Here is a 15,707-nt window from a genome sequence, read left to right as displayed (position 1 = left end):
GCAGCCGCAAGGCCGCCGCCGAGGCGCAGCCCGAGGCCGAACAAGGCGCCGAGCCTGCCGAGAAGCCCAAGCGCACCCGCCGCAAGAAGGCCGAGGACGTCCCGGCCGAGACGGCCGAGGCTCCGGCCGACAAGCCCAAGCGCACCCGCCGCAAGAAGGCGGACGCCGCCGAACCCGTCAGCCAGTCCAAGGACGCTGACGCCGAGGCGTGATGCGGGCGCGACGCTCCAGCCTGGTCCCGCCGCGCCTGGCGCGCCGGGGCCGCCCGCCCCTGCGCGACCTTGCGCCGGACCTGGGCCTGGGGCTGGTCGCTGCCCTTGGCCTTGCGCCCTTCGGCATCTGGGGGGCCACGCCGCTGGCCCTGTCCTTGGTCCTGTGGCGGCTGGCGCGCGCCCGCGCCGCCGCGGTCTTCTGGCATGCGCTGGCTGCGGGCTTTGGCTGGTTTGCGCTGGCCCTCTTCTGGATCACCGAACCCTTTCTGGTTGATGTCGCCCGGCACGGCTGGATGGCGCCCTTTGCCCTGCTGCTGATGGCCTTGGGAGGCGCCCTTTTCTGGGCGATCCCCTGCTGGGCCGCGGCGCGGCTGGCGCGCGGCTGGCGCATGCAGGCGCTGGCGATCGCCGTGGCGCTGGCCCTGTCGGACTGGCTGCGCGGCTGGATCTTCACCGGCTTTCCCTGGGCAATGATCGGGCATGGGTGGATCGACACGCCGGTGGCGCAATGGGCGGCCTGGACGGGGGCATTGGGCCTCAGCATCCTGACCCTGGTCCTGGCGGCCCTGCCGGTCCTGCTGTGGCGCCCCGGCCGGTCCCGCGTCACGGCGCTTCTGCCGGGCATCCTGGCCGCGATCGTCCTGACCGGCGCCACCTGGGCCCTTGGGCTGGCGCGGCTGGCGTCCCCCCTGCCGCCGGACAGCCAGACCTCCCTGCGAATCGTGCAGCCGAATGCCGCGCAGCACCTGAAATGGGACCCGGAATGGGCGCGCATCTTCTTTACCCGCCTGCTGGACCTGTCATCCGAGCCGGGCGACCACGACCTGGTGATCTGGCCCGAAACGGCGGTGAACTTCCTGCTGGAGGACGCGACGGACCTGCTGCCGGTGATGACCGAGGCCGCCGGCGGGCCGCTGGTCATGGGCATCCAGCGGCGCGAGGGCAGCCGGTTCTACAACAGCCTGGCCGCGCTGGAACCGGGGGGCCGCGTCACCCAGGTCTATGACAAGTTCCACCTGGTGCCTTTCGGCGAATACATGCCCTGGGGCGACGCCTTGGCCCGGATCGGCATCGGCGCCTTTGCGGCCCAGCAAGGCAACGGATATTCCGCAGGTCCGGGCCCGGTGCTGATGACCGCGGGCGATGCCCCGCCCTTCCAGCCGCTGATCTGCTACGAGGCGATCTTTTCCCGCCACCTGCGCAGACTGGACACGCGCCCCGCATGGCTTCTGCAGGCCACCAACGACGCCTGGTTCGGCCGCATCTCGGGGCCCTACCAGCACCTGGCGCAGGCCCGCCTGCGGGCGATCGAGACGGGGCTGCCGATGGTGCGCGCCGCCAATACCGGGGTCAGCGCGGTCATCGACGCGCGCGGCCGGATCCGCGACAGCCTGCCCTTGAACGTGGCCGGCCGGATCGACGCCCCGCTGCCTGGCGCCCTGCCCCCAACGCCCTGGAGCCGGTCCGGCGATCTTCCGGCGCTGCTGTTGCTGCTGGCGGCCCTGCTGGGCGTCGCCGCGGGCCGCCTGCGCCGCTGAACGGCCTCAGTCGCGGATGAAGCGGCTGTCCTTGATCTGGTCCCAGGCCCAGACAACTTCGGACAGGCGATCCTCGTCCGACCGGTCGCCACCGTTCATGTCCGGGTGCAGGTCCTTGACCAGCGACTTGTACTGCTTGCGGATCTCGGCGCGGGTCCAGCTGTCCTTGGCCTCCAGGATGTCCAGCGCCCGGCGTTCGGTGGGGGGCAGCTTGCGCGTGCTGACCTGCGCGCGCGCCTCGGGGGCGGTGCCGTTGGCGCCCAGGATCTCCAGCGGGTCGCTGACGCCGTGGCGGGCCCACTTGTCCTCCTGCGCGGCGCGGCCAAAGGGCTTGGTCGGGCGTTCCCAGACCGTCGCGTTGTCGATGAACTGCTGGAACTCTTCCTCGGACTGGCCCTGGAAGTAATTCCAGTTCGCGTTGTATTCGCGGACATGCTCCTTGCAGAACCAGAAATAGTCGTCGAGGTTCCGGGGGTTCTTGGGCGCCCGGTACTGGCCGGCCTCCTCGCAGCCCTCGCGCTCGCAGATGCGGGTCGAGGTCTCGAAGGCACCCGACATCCCGCGCCGGCCCTTGGACTTGCGCTTCTTGTCCTTGGCGGCCGAGATGTCGAAACCGAACGGGTCGTTCTTGCTCATGAAAGGGGCACCTTTGCGACTCGGAGGCGGCAGTTTATGCCATTTGGCGGGACATGAAAGACCTTGACGGAAGGATAAGTGGATGATCGCGGACAAGATGGCGGAACGCCTGGCGGGGCTGAACCCCACCCTTCTGGAGGTGATCGACGAAAGCGAGAGCCATCGGGGCCATTCGGGCTTTCGCGAGGGCGGCCAAAGCCATTTCCGCATCCGCATGGCCAGCCCCGCCTTTGCCGGCCTCTCGCGGCTGCAGCGCCACAGGCTGGTCCATGCGACGCTTGGCGACATCGTGCCGCAGATCCACGCCCTGGCGCTGGAGCTGACGGAAAGCTGAACCGTTAGCGCCTACGGCCTTGCCGCACCCGGCGGTGGGTCTTAGAAGCGCGTATGATCTGATCAAAAGGGACGAGGACATGACCGCACCCAAGGATTTCAACGACCGCATGCTGTCTCTGGGACTGGCGCGCGTCAGCGAGGCCGCGGCCCACGCCTCGGCCCTGCTGATCGGCCATGGCGACGAAAAGGCCGCCGACCAGGCCGCCGTCAACGCCATGCGCGACCAGCTGAACATGCTGGACATCAAGGGTGTCGTCGTCATCGGCGAGGGTGAGCGCGACGAGGCGCCGATGCTGTTCATCGGCGAGGAGGTCGGCACCGGCGACGGTCCCGAGGTGGACATCGCGCTGGACCCGCTGGAGGGCACCACGCTGACCGCCAAGGACATGCCGAACGCGCTGACGGTGATCGCCATGGCGCCGCGCGGCACGCTGCTGCACGCGCCCGACGTCTATATGGACAAGCTGGCCGTGGGTCCGGGCTATCCCGTCGATGTCGTCAGCCTGGACATGTCCCCGGCCGAGCGCGTGCGCGCCCTGGCCCGTGCCCGCGGCGTGTCGGATCGCGACATCACCGTCTGCATCCTGGAGCGTCCGCGCCACGAGAACATGATCGCCGAGGTCCGCCAGACCGGCGCCGCGATCCGCCTGATCACCGATGGCGACGTGGCCGGTGTGATCCATTGCGCCGAGGCCGAACTGACCGGCATCGACATGTACATGGGTTCGGGCGGGGCGCCCGAGGGCGTCCTGGCGGCGGCGGCGCTGAAATGCATGGGCGGCCAGATGTGGGGCCGGCTGCTGTTCCGCAACGACGACGAGAAGGGCCGCGCCCGCAAGGCCGGGATCACCGACCTGGACCGCGTCTATTCCCGCGACGACCTGGTGACCGCGGACGTGATCTTTGCGGCGACGGGCGTGACCAACGGCTCGATCGTGGCGGGGGTCAAGCGCGAGCCCGGCTATCTGACGACCGAGACGATTCTGATGCGTTCAAAAACCGGATCGGTCCGGCGGATGATCTATCGCAACCCCGTCAAGGCCTGACCGGGTCCGGGGGCGGCGCCCCCGCTCCTGTCCCAGGGCTCCCCCGGGATATCCTAACGAAGAAGAAGTGACAGCGTGGCATATCTGGGAATCGACAGCTCGCTGACCGGGCGGCGCTGGATCGGCCCGGAGGCGGATCTGGAACGCCGGGCCGAGGGCCTGGCGCAGCAGGCCGCGCTGCCCCTGCCGGTGGCGCGGGTGCTGGCCGAACGCGGCATCGCGCCCGACGGCTGCGACGGCTTTCTTACGCCGCGGCTGCGCGAGCTGCTGCCCGATCCCCTGAGCCTGCGTGACATGGCCAAGGCCTCCGAGCGCTTGGTCGAGGCGGCGGTGCAAGGCCAGCGGATCGCGATCTTTGCCGATTACGACGTCGATGGCGGATCCTCGGCCGCGCTGCTGCTGGACTGGCTGCACCGGCAGGGCCGCGAGGCGACGCTGTATATCCCAGACCGCATCGACGAGGGCTATGGCCCGAACGTGCCCGCCATGACCGGGCTTGCCGCCGCGCATGACCTGATCGTCTGCGTCGACTGCGGCACGCTGAGCCACGAGGCGCTGGCCGCGGCGCAGGGCTGCGACGTGATCGTGCTGGACCACCACCTGGGCGCAGAGACGCTGCCCCCCGCGCTGGCCGTGGTGAACCCGAACCGCATGGACGAGGATGGCAGCCTGAGCCATCTTTGCGCCGCGGGGGTGGTCTTCCTGACGCTGGTGCAGGCCGGCCGCGTGCTGCGGTCGCGGGGCCTGCCGGAACCCGACCTGATGTCGATGCTGGACCTGGTGGCCCTGGCGACAGTGGCGGATGTGGCGCCGCTGGTGGGCGTCAACCGCGCTTTCGTGCGGCAGGGGCTGGCGATCATGGCGCGGCGCCAGCGGCCGGGCCTGGTCGCGCTGTCGGATATCGCGCGGCTGGACGGGCCGCCGGCCGCGTTCCACCTGGGCTTCCTGCTGGGTCCGCGCATCAACGCCGGCGGGCGCGTGGGGCGGGCAAATCTGGGCGCGCTGTGCCTGTCCTGCCGCGATCCGCATCAGGCCGATGCGCTGGCCCGCCAGCTGGACGAACTGAACCGCGACCGCCGCGCGATCGAGGCCGCCGTGCGCGACGAGGCGCTGGCGCAGGTCGAGGCGCGGGGCGAGCAGCGCCTGTCCTGGGCTGCCGGCGCCGGTTGGCATCCAGGCGTCGTGGGCATCGTCGCGGCGCGGGTCAAGGAGGCGACGGACCTGCCCTCGGTCGTGATCGGCGTGGAAGGCGGCATCGGCAAGGGCAGCGCGCGGTCGGTGCCCGGTGTCGATCTGGGCCGCGCGATCCAGCGCCTGGCACGCGAAGGACTGCTGCTGAAGGGCGGCGGCCATGAAATGGCGGCAGGCCTGACCGTCGAGGAGGCCAAGATCGTCCCCGCGATGGAGCGTCTGGCCGAGCTGATCGCCCCCGACTTGGCCGGCCGGACCGGCGGGCGCGACCTGCGCATCTCGGGCCTGCTGGAGCCGCAGGGCGCGACGCCCGCGATGTTCCGGATGCTGGAGGATGCCGGCCCCTTTGGCCAAGCCGCCCCGGCGCCGCGCTTTGCCTTTGCCGACCAGCTGATCGACAGCGCGGCCACCATGGGCGACCGCCACCTGCGCCTGCAGTTCCGCAGTCCCGGCGCGCCCGCGCTGGAGGCCGTGGCCTGGGGCGCGATGGACGGCCCGCTTGGCCCGTCGCTGATCGGCGCCCGCGGCCGGCGCTTTCACCTGGCCGGCAAGCTGGAACTGTCGACCTGGGGCGGGCGCGAACGTCTGCGGCTGCGCCTGGACGACGCCGCGCCGGTTTGAGCGGTCCCCGAGGCAACCGCATCGCCGGTCGGGGGGTTCTGGTCACGCGGAAGGGGCACCGCTAACCTGCCCGCGACACGGACAGAGGAGACTGCGATGCAACTGACCTGGCTTGGCCATTCGGGCTTTCGCTTGGAAATCGAAGGGGCCGTCATCCTGATCGACCCGTGGATGACCGGTAATCCCAGCTTTCCGCCCGAGGCGCGCGAGGCGGCCGTTCAGGGGGCGACCCATATCCTGCTGACCCACGGCCATGGCGACCACAGCGGCGACACGCTGGCGCTGGCCAAGCAGCTGAAGATCCCGGTGGTGGGCATCTTCGACCTGGTCAGCCACTGGGAGAGCGCCGAAGGGATCGAGGGGATCGGCTTCAACAAGGGCGGCACCGTGGACCTGGGCGGCGCCAAGGTGACGATGGTCAATGCGACGCATTCCAGCTCGATCTCCGGACCCGAGGGGCCGATCTATGCGGGCCACGAATCGGGCTACATGATCGCGGGCGAGGGTCACGTGATCTATCTGTCGGGCGATACCGACATCATGGCCGACATGGAGTGGATGGGCGACTATCACAAGCCGGATATCGGCATCCTCTGCGCCGGCGGGCATTTCACCATGGACATGGCCCGCGCAGCCTATGCCGCGCGTCGCTATTTCGACTTCAAGACCGTCATCCCCTGCCATTACAAGACCTTTCCGCAGCTGGAACAGTCGGCCCAAGCCCTGATCGACGGCCTGCCCGGCGTTCGCGTGATCGAGCCCCAGGTGATGAAGGCGATCACGCTATGAGCTTCCAGCGCTTTGACGACCCCGCCGGCGGCGGCGATCACGCGGCCCGGCTGACGGCCCTGCGCGCAAAGATGCGGGACCAGCAGCTGGCGGCCTTCATCGTACCGCGCGCCGATGCGCATCAGGGCGAATACGTGGCAGATGCCGATGCGCGGCTGGCATGGCTGACGGGCTTCACCGGCAGCGCGGGCTTTGCCATCATCACCCAGGAGCAGGCCGGCGTCTTCATCGACGGCCGCTACCGGGTTCAGGTCCGCGCGCAGATCGACCTGCGGAATTTCACGCCGATCCCTTGGCCAGAGACGCGCCCGTCGGAATGGCTGCGCGAGGCGCTGCCGCAGGGCGGGCGGGTGGGGTTTGATCCTTGGCTGCACACGCGCAAGGAAATCGCCACGATGGAGGCCGCGCTGGCCGAACACACCATCGCCCTGATCGCGGTCGAGACGAACCCGGTCGATGCCATCTGGCCCGACCGCCCCGCCCCGCCGGTCGGCGCGGCCCGCATCCACGACGAGGAGCTGGCGGGCGAAAGCGCCGCGCAGAAGCGATCGCGCCTGGCCGCCGAACTGAAGGCCGCGGGACAGGCGGCCGCCTTCCTGTCGCTGCCCGATTCGATCTCGTGGCTGCTCAACATCCGGGGAAGCGACCTGCCCAAGAACCCGGTGGTGCAAGCCTTTGCCGTGCTGTCGGACAGCGGGGATCTGGCGCTTTTCGCCGATCCCGCCAAGTTCGACGACAGCCTGCGGGCGCATCTGGGCAACCAGGTCTCGATCCTGCCGCCCGAGTCCCTCTCGGCCGCGCTGACTGACCTCGAGGGGCCGGTGCGCCTGGATCCCGGCAGCGCGCCTGAGGCCGCCTTCCGCATCCTGGAGGACGCGGGCACCAATGTCGTCCCCGGCCCTGATCCGGCGGTCCTGCCCAAGGCGCGCAAGAACGCGGCCGAGATGGCGGGCATGCGCGCGGCCCATCACCGGGACGGGCTGGCGATGGTGCGCCTGCTGGCCTGGCTGGACGCGCAGGACCCCGCCACCCTGACCGAGATCGACGTGGTCCGGCAGCTGGAGGATCTGCGGCGCGAGGCGGGCATCCTCGACATCAGCTTTGACACGATCATGGGGGCGGGTCCGAACGGCGCGATCGTCCATTACCGCGTGACCGAGGCGACGAACCGGCATTTGGCCGAGGGCGACCTGCTGCTGATCGATTCGGGCGGGCAATACGCGGATGGCACGACCGACATCACCCGGACCGTGGCACTGGGCCAGGCCCGGGGCGATGCGATAGCGCCCTTCACCGCCGTGCTGCGGGGGATGATCGCGCTCAGCCGGGCGCGCTTTCCCAAGGGCGTGGCGGGGGCGCATCTGGACGCGCTGGCGCGGCAGTTCCTCTGGGTCGAGGGGATGGACTTCGACCACGGCACCGGCCATGGCGTCGGCGCGGCACTGTGCGTGCATGAAGGCCCGGTGCGGATCAGCCGCGTCAGCGACATGGCGCTGGAGGCGGGAATGATCCTGTCGAACGAGCCCGGCTATTACCGCGAGGGCAGCTTTGGCATCCGGATCGAGAACCTGGTCGCCGTGACCGAGGCCGAGGCCGAGCCGGGCCGCCGCATGCTGGGGTTCGAGACGCTGACGCTCTGCCCGATCGACCGTCGGTTGATTGACCTGCAAGCCCTGTCACGGGACGAACGCGACTGGATCGACAGCTATCATGCGCAGGTGCGCGAGACGCTGATGCCGGATCTGCAGGAGGCTGAGCGCAACTGGCTGACCGCGGCCACGGCGCCTTTGGCCTGAAAGGCAGCGCGCTGTGCGGGGGCAGGCCGCCCCCCGCCGCCGCGGGGCGCAGATCAGCCTTCGGTCAAAGGCTGTCCAGGATCCGCTCGGCCTCGACCCTGCAGGGCGTCAGGGCGGAGCGATCCTCGCCCGGATAGAACCGCGCGCGGACGGCGGTGGGCATCGGCGCGGGCGCCTCGATCACCACGCGGGGACCGGTCTGCACGGTTTCCGTCCGCCAGCTTTGCGCCAGCGCGATCTGCGCGGCCTTGGTGGCCCCATAGGCGCCAAAGAACTTCTGCCCGCCACGCGGGTCGTCAAAGAACATCGCCGTTCCGGCGCGGACCCGCAGCAGCGGTTCAAGAAGGGCGATCAACCCGCGCGTCACCTCGATGTTCAGCAGCACGGACTTGGACCAGTCGCGCGCCTCGATATGCGGCGCGGGGGCCATCGGTGCCGCGTGCACCGCGCTATGCACCCACAGGTCCAAGCCGCCCCAGCGACCCCGGATCGCCTCGACCATCTGCTGCATGGCCGCGGGCTCGGTCACATCCATGGGCGCCAGCGTCGCCTGACCGCCGGCGGCGCGGATGCGGTCGTCCAGCTCCTCCAGCGCGCCCACCGTCCGGGCCACCGCCAGCACGTGATAGCCGCGCGCGGCCAGCCCCTCGGCCATCGCCGCGCCCAAGCCGCGCGAGGCCCCCGTCACCAGCGCCAGCCTGGGCGCCCCTGCCTGATCATGTTCACTCATGCCCGACCCATTGCCACTGCCGTGCCGCCCGCGCAAGCCCCCCGGCCCGGCACATGAAAACGGGGCCCGCAAAGGGGCCCCGTCAGGTCATGGAACAGCAGGTTCAGCGCGCCGTCAGGTCGACATAGTCGCGCTTGTCGCTGCCCACATACAGCTGGCGCGGGCGGCCGATCTTGTTCTGCGGATCGCCGATCATTTCCTTCCACTGCGCGATCCAGCCGACCGTGCGCGACAGCGCGAAGATCGGCGTGAACATCGAGGTCGGGAAGCCCATCGCCTCCAGGATGATGCCCGAATAGAAGTCGACGTTGGGATAGAGCTTCTTCTCGATGAAGTACTCGTCCTCCAGCGCGATCTTTTCCAGCTCCTTGGCGACCTGCAGCGTCGGGTTGTTCCTGACCCCCAGCAGGTCCAGGACCTCGTCGGCGGATTCCTTCATGACCGTCGCGCGCGGGTCGAAGTTCTTGTAGACCCGGTGACCAAAGCCCATCAGCTTGAACGGGTCGGACTTGTCCTTGGCGCGGGCGATGAATTCGGGAATCCGCTCCACCGTGCCGATCTCGCGCAGCATCTCCAGGCAGGCCTGGTTCGCGCCGCCATGGGCGGGACCCCACAGGCAGGCGATGCCGGCGGCGATGCAGGCAAACGGGTTCGCCCCCGACGAGCCCGCCAGGCGCACGGTCGAGGTCGAAGCGTTCTGCTCGTGATCCGCATGCAGGGTAAAGATGCGGTCCATCGCACGGGCCAGCGCCGGATCGGCGGTGTATTTCTCGGCTGGGACCGAGAAGCACATGTGCAGGAAGTTGCTGGCGTAATCCAGTTCGTTCTGCGGATAGACGAAGGGCTGGCCGATCGAATACTTGTAGGCCATCGCCGCGATTGTGGGGACCTTGGCGATCAGCCGGATCGCCGCCACCTCGCGCTGCCACGGATCGGCCACGTCGGTCGAATCATGATAAAAGGCCGACATGGCCCCAATCACGCCGACCATCGTGGCCATCGGATGCGCGTCCCGGCGGAAGCCGCGGAAGAAGTTGTGCATCTGCTCATGCACCATCGTGTGGCGCGTGACGCGGCCCTCGAAATCCGACATCTGCTCGGCCGTCGGCAGTTCGCCGTAGAGCAGCAGGTAGCAGACCTCGAGGTAATGCGACTTGGCCGCCAGCTGCTCGATCGGATAGCCGCGATACCACAGCTCTCCCTTGTCGCCGTCGATGAAGGTGATGGTGGAATCGCAGCTGGCCGTCGAGGTGAAGCCGGGGTCGTAGGTGAACACGTCCGCCTGGCCATACAGCTTGCGGATGTCCAGCACGTCCGGACCCTTGGTCGGGCTGAGGATGGGCAGATCGAAATCCTGGTCGTTGATTCGCAGTTTGGCGCTCTTGTCGGCCATCCTATGAGTCCTTTCCGGCTTGGCCGGCCCATCCGGCGCAATGATCGTCAGAGGGCCCGGCATGTGGAGGCAGGCTTCAGCCTGCCAAATCGGTCTGGTCCTGAAGCCGGGCCAGCGTTTCATCGCGGCCAAGCGCAGTCATCATGTCGAACACCGAGGGCGAGGCGCTGGTGCCGGCCAGAGCGGCGCGCAGGGGACCCGCGATCTTGCCCAGCCCGACGCCGTTCTGCTCTGCAACCTGCTTGGCCGCGTCCTCCAGATCGTCCCGGCTCCAGCTAGCATTCTGCACTGCGGCAGTCAATGATTTCAGCATACCACGGGATACCGAGTCCAGGTTCTTGGCTGCCTTGTCATCCACCTGGACCGGCCGTTCGATCATCGCAAAGCGCGCCTGGTCCAGCAGCGCCGGCAGGGTTTTTGCCTTTTCCTTCAGCGCGCCCATCGCGCCAAGGATGCGGCTGCGCTGCACCTCGGACAGGGGGTCTGCGCCGGTTTCGGACAGGTAATCCGCCAGCGCATCCAGCACGTCCTGGTCGGTCATCTGGCCGATGTGGTGGCCGCTGACATGTTCCAGCTTCTTGAAGTCCAGCCGCGCGGGCGCCCGGCCGATGCCCGACAGGTCGAACCAGTCGCGGGCCTGCGCGTCGTCGAACAGCTCATCGTCGCCATGGCTCCAGCCAAGCCGTGCGAGATAATTGCGCATCGCCGCCGGCGGATAGCCAAGCGCCGCGAATTCATGCAGGCCCACCGCGCCGTGACGCTTGGACAGCTTCTTGCCGTCCTCTCCATGAATCAGCGGAATATGGGCAAAGACCGGGCGGTCCCAGCCCATCGCGTCATAGATCTGGATCTGGCGGGCGGTGTTCGTCAGATGATCGTCGCCCCGGATCACATGGGTCACGCCCATGTCGTGATCGTCCACCACCACCGCCAGCATATAGGTGGGCGTGCCGTCGCTGCGCAGCAGCACCATGTCGTCCAGCTGGTCGTTGGCCACGCGGACCGCGCCCTGCACCTGGTCGTCGATCACCGTCTCTCCCGCGCGCGGGGCCTTCAGGCGGATCGCGAAGGGCGCGTCGGGCAGGTCGGTCGCGTCGCGCCACGGGCTGAGGAAGGGCTGGCGCGGGTTCACCTCGCGCCAGGCCGCGATCTCGTCGGTGGTGGAAAAGCATTTGTAGGCCGTGCCGTTCGCCAGCATCTGATGCGCGACCTCGGCATGGCGGTCCTTGCGGGCGAACTGGCTGGTCGGCTCACCGTCCCAGTCCAGGCCCAGCCATTCCAGCCCCTTCAGGATCGCGGCCGTCGCCTCGGGGGTGGACCGGGCGCGGTCGGTATCCTCGATCCTGAGCAGGAACTTGCCGCCCCGGCCGCGGGCAAAGAGCCAGTTGAACAGTGCCGTCCGCGCGCCCCCGATATGCAGGTAGCCGGTGGGCGAGGGGGCAAAGCGGGTGACGACGTGGGACATGGCGGCCTTTGGCATTTCGTGACGTGGCGGGGCGACCGGTCCCGAGCGTGCAGGCGTTAACGCTCTGGTAAGGATCGCCGTGCCATCCTTTGGCGCAAGTGATAGTCAACAGCCGGGGAAAGGACAAGGATGTTGCCCCATTCGGGCGCGGCGGCGGTACCCCTGCCCTCCTTGGCCGGACAGCGGGCGCCGGCCAGGCCTGTTGCTCCTGTCCGACAGGCTGCGGCGGTCAGGGCGGGGCTGTTCCCGTAGGTGCCCGTCTGCCTGTCGGCGGGCATCGCCTTGTGGTTCCTGCGGCCGGCCCTTCTGGGCCCGGGCGAATGGGCGGTTCTGGCGCTGCTGGCGGCCGGCTCGCTGGCGTTGGCGCTTGGCGCGCCACGATGGGCCACGCGGGGCGCGATCCCCTGGCGGATGGCGGACAGCCTGCATCTGGTGGCGCTTGCCCTGTGCCTGATCGCCAGCGGGGCGGCCTTGGCCGGTCATCGCGCTGCCCGCGTCGCCGGTCCCGTACTGGAATGGCGCTATTACGGACCGGTCGAAGGGCGGGTGACCGAGATCGACCGCTCCGGCCGCGACCGGATGCGGGTGACGCTGGACCGGGTGCAGTTGCGCGACACGGCGCCCGACCGGACGCCCCTGCGGGTCCGCCTGTCGCTGATGGGCGACATCGACCTGCCGCCCCTGGGCCAGCGGGTGATGATGACCGGGCATCTGGGCCCTCCGCCCGGACCGGCCGCGCCGGGCAGCTTCGACTTTCGCCTTCACGCCTGGTTCCAGGGCCTTGGGGCGGTCGGCTATTCCCGCACGCCGATCATGGCGGTCAGCGCGCCCGAAGGCGGCATGTGGTGGATGCACCGCGCCCGCATGCGCATCAGCGCCGCCATCCAGGACCGGATCGGCGGCCAGGCCGGCGCGGTTGCATCCGCCCTGACCACCGGCGACCGGTCGGGCATTTTCGAGGCCACGAACGAGGTCATGCGGGCCTCGAACCTTTACCACATCATCTCGATCTCGGGCCTGCACATGGGGATGCTGGCCGGCTTCGTCTATGCCGGGATGCGGTGGGCGCTGGTGGGGCTGCAGGGCGCGGGCATCGGCCTGGGGCGCCCGATGCACAAGATCGCAGCCGTCGCGGCGCTGGTGGCGGCGGCGGCCTATCTGTGGCTGTCGGGCGGCGGCGTCGCGACGGAACGCGCCTTCATCATGGTGGCGGTCATGCTGGGCGCGATCGTCGCCGACCGGCGGGCGGTCTCGTTGCGGACGGTCGCGCTGGCCGCGACCGTCATCCTGATCTACAGCCCCGAGGCGCTGACCAGCGCCGGTTTCCAGATGAGCTTTGCCGCGACCATCGCGCTGATCCTGGTCTATGGCCCCTGGTCACGGGTCGCGCCGCGCCTGCCCTTCTGGCTGCGCCCGGTGGCGATGCTGCTGGTGTCGTCGCTGGTGGCGATGCTGGCCACCTCGCCCATCGCGGCGGCGCATTTCAACCGCATGGCGCAATACGGAATGCTGGCCAACCTGCTGGCGGTGCCCGTGATGGGCACGCTGGTGATGCCGGCAGGCGTCATCGGGGCCCTTCTGGCCCCCCTGGGGCTGGAGGGACCGGCCCTGTGGGTGATGGGCCTGGGCACGCGCTGGATGCTTTATGTGGCCGAGATCGTGGCAGGCCTGGACGGGGCCGTCACCGCGCTGCCGATGCCGCCGCAGCCGGTGGTGCCGCTGATGGGGTTCGGGGCGGTGCTGGCCATCCTGTGCTGGCGGCCCGGGACGCGGTTCGGGCGTGTGGCTTCGCCGCAGGCGGTCGGCGTCGGGATCGGGCTGATGATGCTGGTGGCCTCGGCCGGACTGTGGCTGACGGACCGTCGTCCCCTGCTGCTGGTCGCGCCCGAGGGCGAGGCCGTGGGGCTGATGACCCCCTTGGGACGCGCCGTGTCCAAGCCTGCGGGCGGCGCCTTTGTCGTCTCGACCTGGCTGCAGGAGGACGGGAATCTGGCCGATCAGGAAGCCTCGGCCGCGCGTCCGGCCTGGCAGGGGGATCGCCGGGACAAGGCCGCCGATCTGCCGCATGGCTGGCAGGTCTGGCACCTGACTGGCAAGGGGTCGGGCGAACGGGCCGCAGCCGCCTGCAAACCGGACCGCATCGTGGTGGCGTCGGAAGCGGTCCCGCTGCCTGATGCGGCGCCTTGCCTGATCCTCGACCCCAAGCGGCTGCCGGGCGACGGCGGCATCTCCGTCAGGATGACGCCCGAGGGGCCGCTGGTGCAGCACACCGCGCCGATGCGGCTTGCGTGGCCCCCGCGGCAGTGAGGATTGCCAGCGGCGCCAAGGTTCCGGGGGCTGCGGCGGCGCCGGAACCGGCCTCCGTATGGCGGCGCGATTGTCGGAACGGGGCAGCCACAGCGACGAAGCTGAACATGGCAGTTCGCTGAAAACCGTCCCCTGTAGGGAACGGCACCCGTAACAGCCGGCCTTACGAATCAGGCCAGTTCGGCGAAGACCTTGCCAAGCGCCTTGTCCAGCTTCTCGAACATCTCGTCCATCTGGCCTTCCGTCAGGATGAACGGCGGGCACAGCACGATCGACTGGCCAAGCGGGCGGCAGATCAGTCCCATGTCGGTGCAGGTGTTGGCGATGCGCTCGCTGACGGACAGATGCCCCTCGAACGGGGTCTTGGTGGCCTTGTCGCGCACCGCCTCCAGCGCCCACATGAAGCCCACACCGCGATATTCGCCGATATTGGGGTTCCGGGCCAGCTGGCGCAGCCCGTCCTCGAAGCGGGGGGCCAGGTCGATGACGTTCTGGGCCAGCCCCTCGTTCATCACCACGTCGATCGCCTTCAGCGCGACCGCGCAACCGACCGGGTGGCCCGACGCGGTGAAACCGTGGGGAAACTCCTCGATCTTGTCGATGGCGGCCTGCAGGCGGTCGGTCAGTTCCGGCCCCAGGATCACCGCGCCCATCGGGAACAGCCCCGCCGTCAGGTTCTTGGAGCTGATGATCGCGTCGGGCAAAAAGTCATAGGTCTGGCTGCCCCAGGTGTTGCCGGTGCGGCCGAACCCGGTGATCACCTCGTCGGCGATCATCGGAATCCCGTGCTTCTTCAGCACCGGCATGATGGCCTGGAAATATCCCTTGGACGGCGGAATGACGCCGCCAGCGCCCTGCACCGGTTCCGCAAAGAATCCAGCAATGGTGTCGGCCCCCTCGCGCTGGATCGTCTCGTCCAGCTCGCGCGCCAGGCGGGCCGTGAACTGCTCCTCGGTTTCGCCCTCCTCGCCATAGCGCCAGTAATGCGGGCAGGTCAGGTGGAGGAAGCCCGGCAGCGGCAGGCCGAAAACCGAATTATAGGGCTTGCCGGTCATGCTGGCCGACACCGCCGTGACGCCGTGATAGGCGTTCCAGCGCGTCAGGATCTTGCGCTTTTGTGGGTTGCCTTCGCTGGCATGCATGAACCACAGCATCTTGACCATGGTGTCGTTCGCCTCGGAACCCGAGTTCGTGTAGAACACCTTACCGCGCGAGAACGGCGACACCTCGACCAGCTTTTCCGACAGCATCACCGTCTGGTCGGACATCCGCCCGAAGAACGCGTGATAGCCGGGAAAGCGGTCGTACTGGTCCTTGGCGGCCTGGGCCAGGCCCTTGTGATCGAACCCCGCGACCATGTTCCACAGGCCGGAATTGGCATCCAGGTAGCGGTTGCCGTTCACGTCGACGACATAGGGGCCCTCGCCATGGGTCAGCACCACGGCGCCGCGCTTGTGCACGCTTGGCAGGTCGGTAAACCCGTAAAGCGAATATTCGTCGGCGCGTGCTTCCCAGCTTTGCGGCGTGTTCATGGTCATGCTCCTCAACCGATCTTGCCGGCAGGCTAGCCTTGCGGCTGTCGGCGTTCAATGGGGCACGGCGGGCGGCTTGTGCAGATCGTGCAAGCGGGGCAGAGTTCGCATGACA

Annotated in this window: 12 protein-coding genes; 7 read left to right on the top strand and 5 right to left on the bottom strand. The window is 69.0% G+C overall.

Annotated features, from left to right (window positions below; genetic code table 11):
- Positions 1-211 precede the first annotated feature (211 nt).
- Positions 212-1,750 (top strand): apolipoprotein N-acyltransferase, encoded by a 1,539-nt coding sequence (gene lnt / locus ACZ2G3_RS02225; RefSeq protein ID WP_470397374.1) that lies wholly within the window; start codon positions 212-214, stop codon positions 1,748-1,750.
- A gap of 6 nt (positions 1,751-1,756) precedes the next feature.
- On the opposite strand, the gene ACZ2G3_RS02220 is transcribed toward lnt, so the two are convergent.
- The gene (locus ACZ2G3_RS02220) at positions 1,757-2,386 is read right to left on the bottom strand and encodes a DnaJ domain-containing protein (protein ID WP_111299791.1); all 630 of its coding nucleotides are present in this window, start codon (positions 2,384-2,386) and stop codon (positions 1,757-1,759) included.
- Positions 2,387-2,468: 82 nt separating this feature from the next.
- Between ACZ2G3_RS02220 and ACZ2G3_RS02215 the strand changes: the two genes are divergently transcribed.
- The 5 genes from ACZ2G3_RS02215 (at position 2,469) to ACZ2G3_RS02195 (ending at position 8,165) form a co-directional block, all read left to right on the top strand.
- Positions 2,469-2,720, top strand: a complete 252-nt coding sequence (locus tag ACZ2G3_RS02215; protein ID WP_470397372.1) for a BolA family protein — start codon at positions 2,469-2,471, stop codon at positions 2,718-2,720.
- 79 nt (positions 2,721-2,799) lie between these two features.
- Complete coding sequence (gene glpX, locus ACZ2G3_RS02210; RefSeq protein ID WP_470397370.1) at positions 2,800-3,768, top strand: class II fructose-bisphosphatase; 969 nt, start codon at positions 2,800-2,802, stop codon at positions 3,766-3,768.
- 75 nt (positions 3,769-3,843) lie between these two features.
- Positions 3,844-5,580 (top strand): single-stranded-DNA-specific exonuclease RecJ, encoded by a 1,737-nt coding sequence (gene recJ, locus ACZ2G3_RS02205; protein ID WP_470397368.1) that lies wholly within the window; start codon positions 3,844-3,846, stop codon positions 5,578-5,580.
- A gap of 96 nt (positions 5,581-5,676) precedes the next feature.
- Positions 5,677-6,369, top strand: a complete 693-nt coding sequence (locus ACZ2G3_RS02200) for a metal-dependent hydrolase (protein ID WP_470397366.1) — start codon at positions 5,677-5,679, stop codon at positions 6,367-6,369.
- Positions 6,366-8,165 carry an aminopeptidase P family protein gene (locus ACZ2G3_RS02195; protein WP_470397364.1) on the top strand — a complete coding sequence of 600 codons (1,800 nt, stop codon included), beginning with the start codon at positions 6,366-6,368 and terminating at the stop codon, positions 8,163-8,165. The genes ACZ2G3_RS02200 and ACZ2G3_RS02195 overlap by 4 nt, the downstream gene beginning before the upstream one ends.
- Positions 8,166-8,229: 64 nt before the next feature.
- Here ACZ2G3_RS02195 and ACZ2G3_RS02190 read toward each other — a convergent pair whose 3' ends face one another.
- The 3 genes from ACZ2G3_RS02190 to gltX form a co-directional block, all read right to left on the bottom strand.
- Complete coding sequence (locus tag ACZ2G3_RS02190) at positions 8,230-8,895, bottom strand: SDR family NAD(P)-dependent oxidoreductase (RefSeq protein WP_470397362.1); 666 nt, start codon at positions 8,893-8,895, stop codon at positions 8,230-8,232.
- 103 nt (positions 8,896-8,998) lie between these two features.
- Positions 8,999-10,288, bottom strand: a complete 1,290-nt coding sequence (locus ACZ2G3_RS02185; RefSeq protein WP_419270081.1) for a citrate synthase — start codon at positions 10,286-10,288, stop codon at positions 8,999-9,001.
- Positions 10,289-10,364: 76 nt separating this feature from the next.
- Complete coding sequence (gene gltX, locus ACZ2G3_RS02180; RefSeq protein ID WP_470397360.1) at positions 10,365-11,768, bottom strand: glutamate--tRNA ligase; 1,404 nt, start codon at positions 11,766-11,768, stop codon at positions 10,365-10,367.
- 237 nt (positions 11,769-12,005) lie between these two features.
- On the opposite strand from gltX, the gene ACZ2G3_RS02175 reads away from it, so the two are divergent.
- Positions 12,006-14,060, top strand: a complete 2,055-nt coding sequence (locus ACZ2G3_RS02175; RefSeq protein WP_470397359.1) for a ComEC/Rec2 family competence protein — start codon at positions 12,006-12,008, stop codon at positions 14,058-14,060.
- Positions 14,061-14,230: 170 nt separating this feature from the next.
- Here the strand turns inward: ACZ2G3_RS02175 and ACZ2G3_RS02170 are convergent, their stop codons facing one another.
- On the bottom strand, positions 14,231-15,592 hold the full coding sequence (locus tag ACZ2G3_RS02170) for an aminotransferase (RefSeq protein ID WP_470397357.1): 1,362 nt from the start codon (positions 15,590-15,592) through the stop codon (positions 14,231-14,233).
- Positions 15,593-15,707: the final 115 nt, after the last annotated feature.

This window comes from Paracoccus sp. KKT209 (assembly GCF_055635455.1).
The sequence above is the reverse complement of the archived record's forward strand: the minus strand, read 5'-3'. Positions and strand labels throughout refer to the sequence as shown.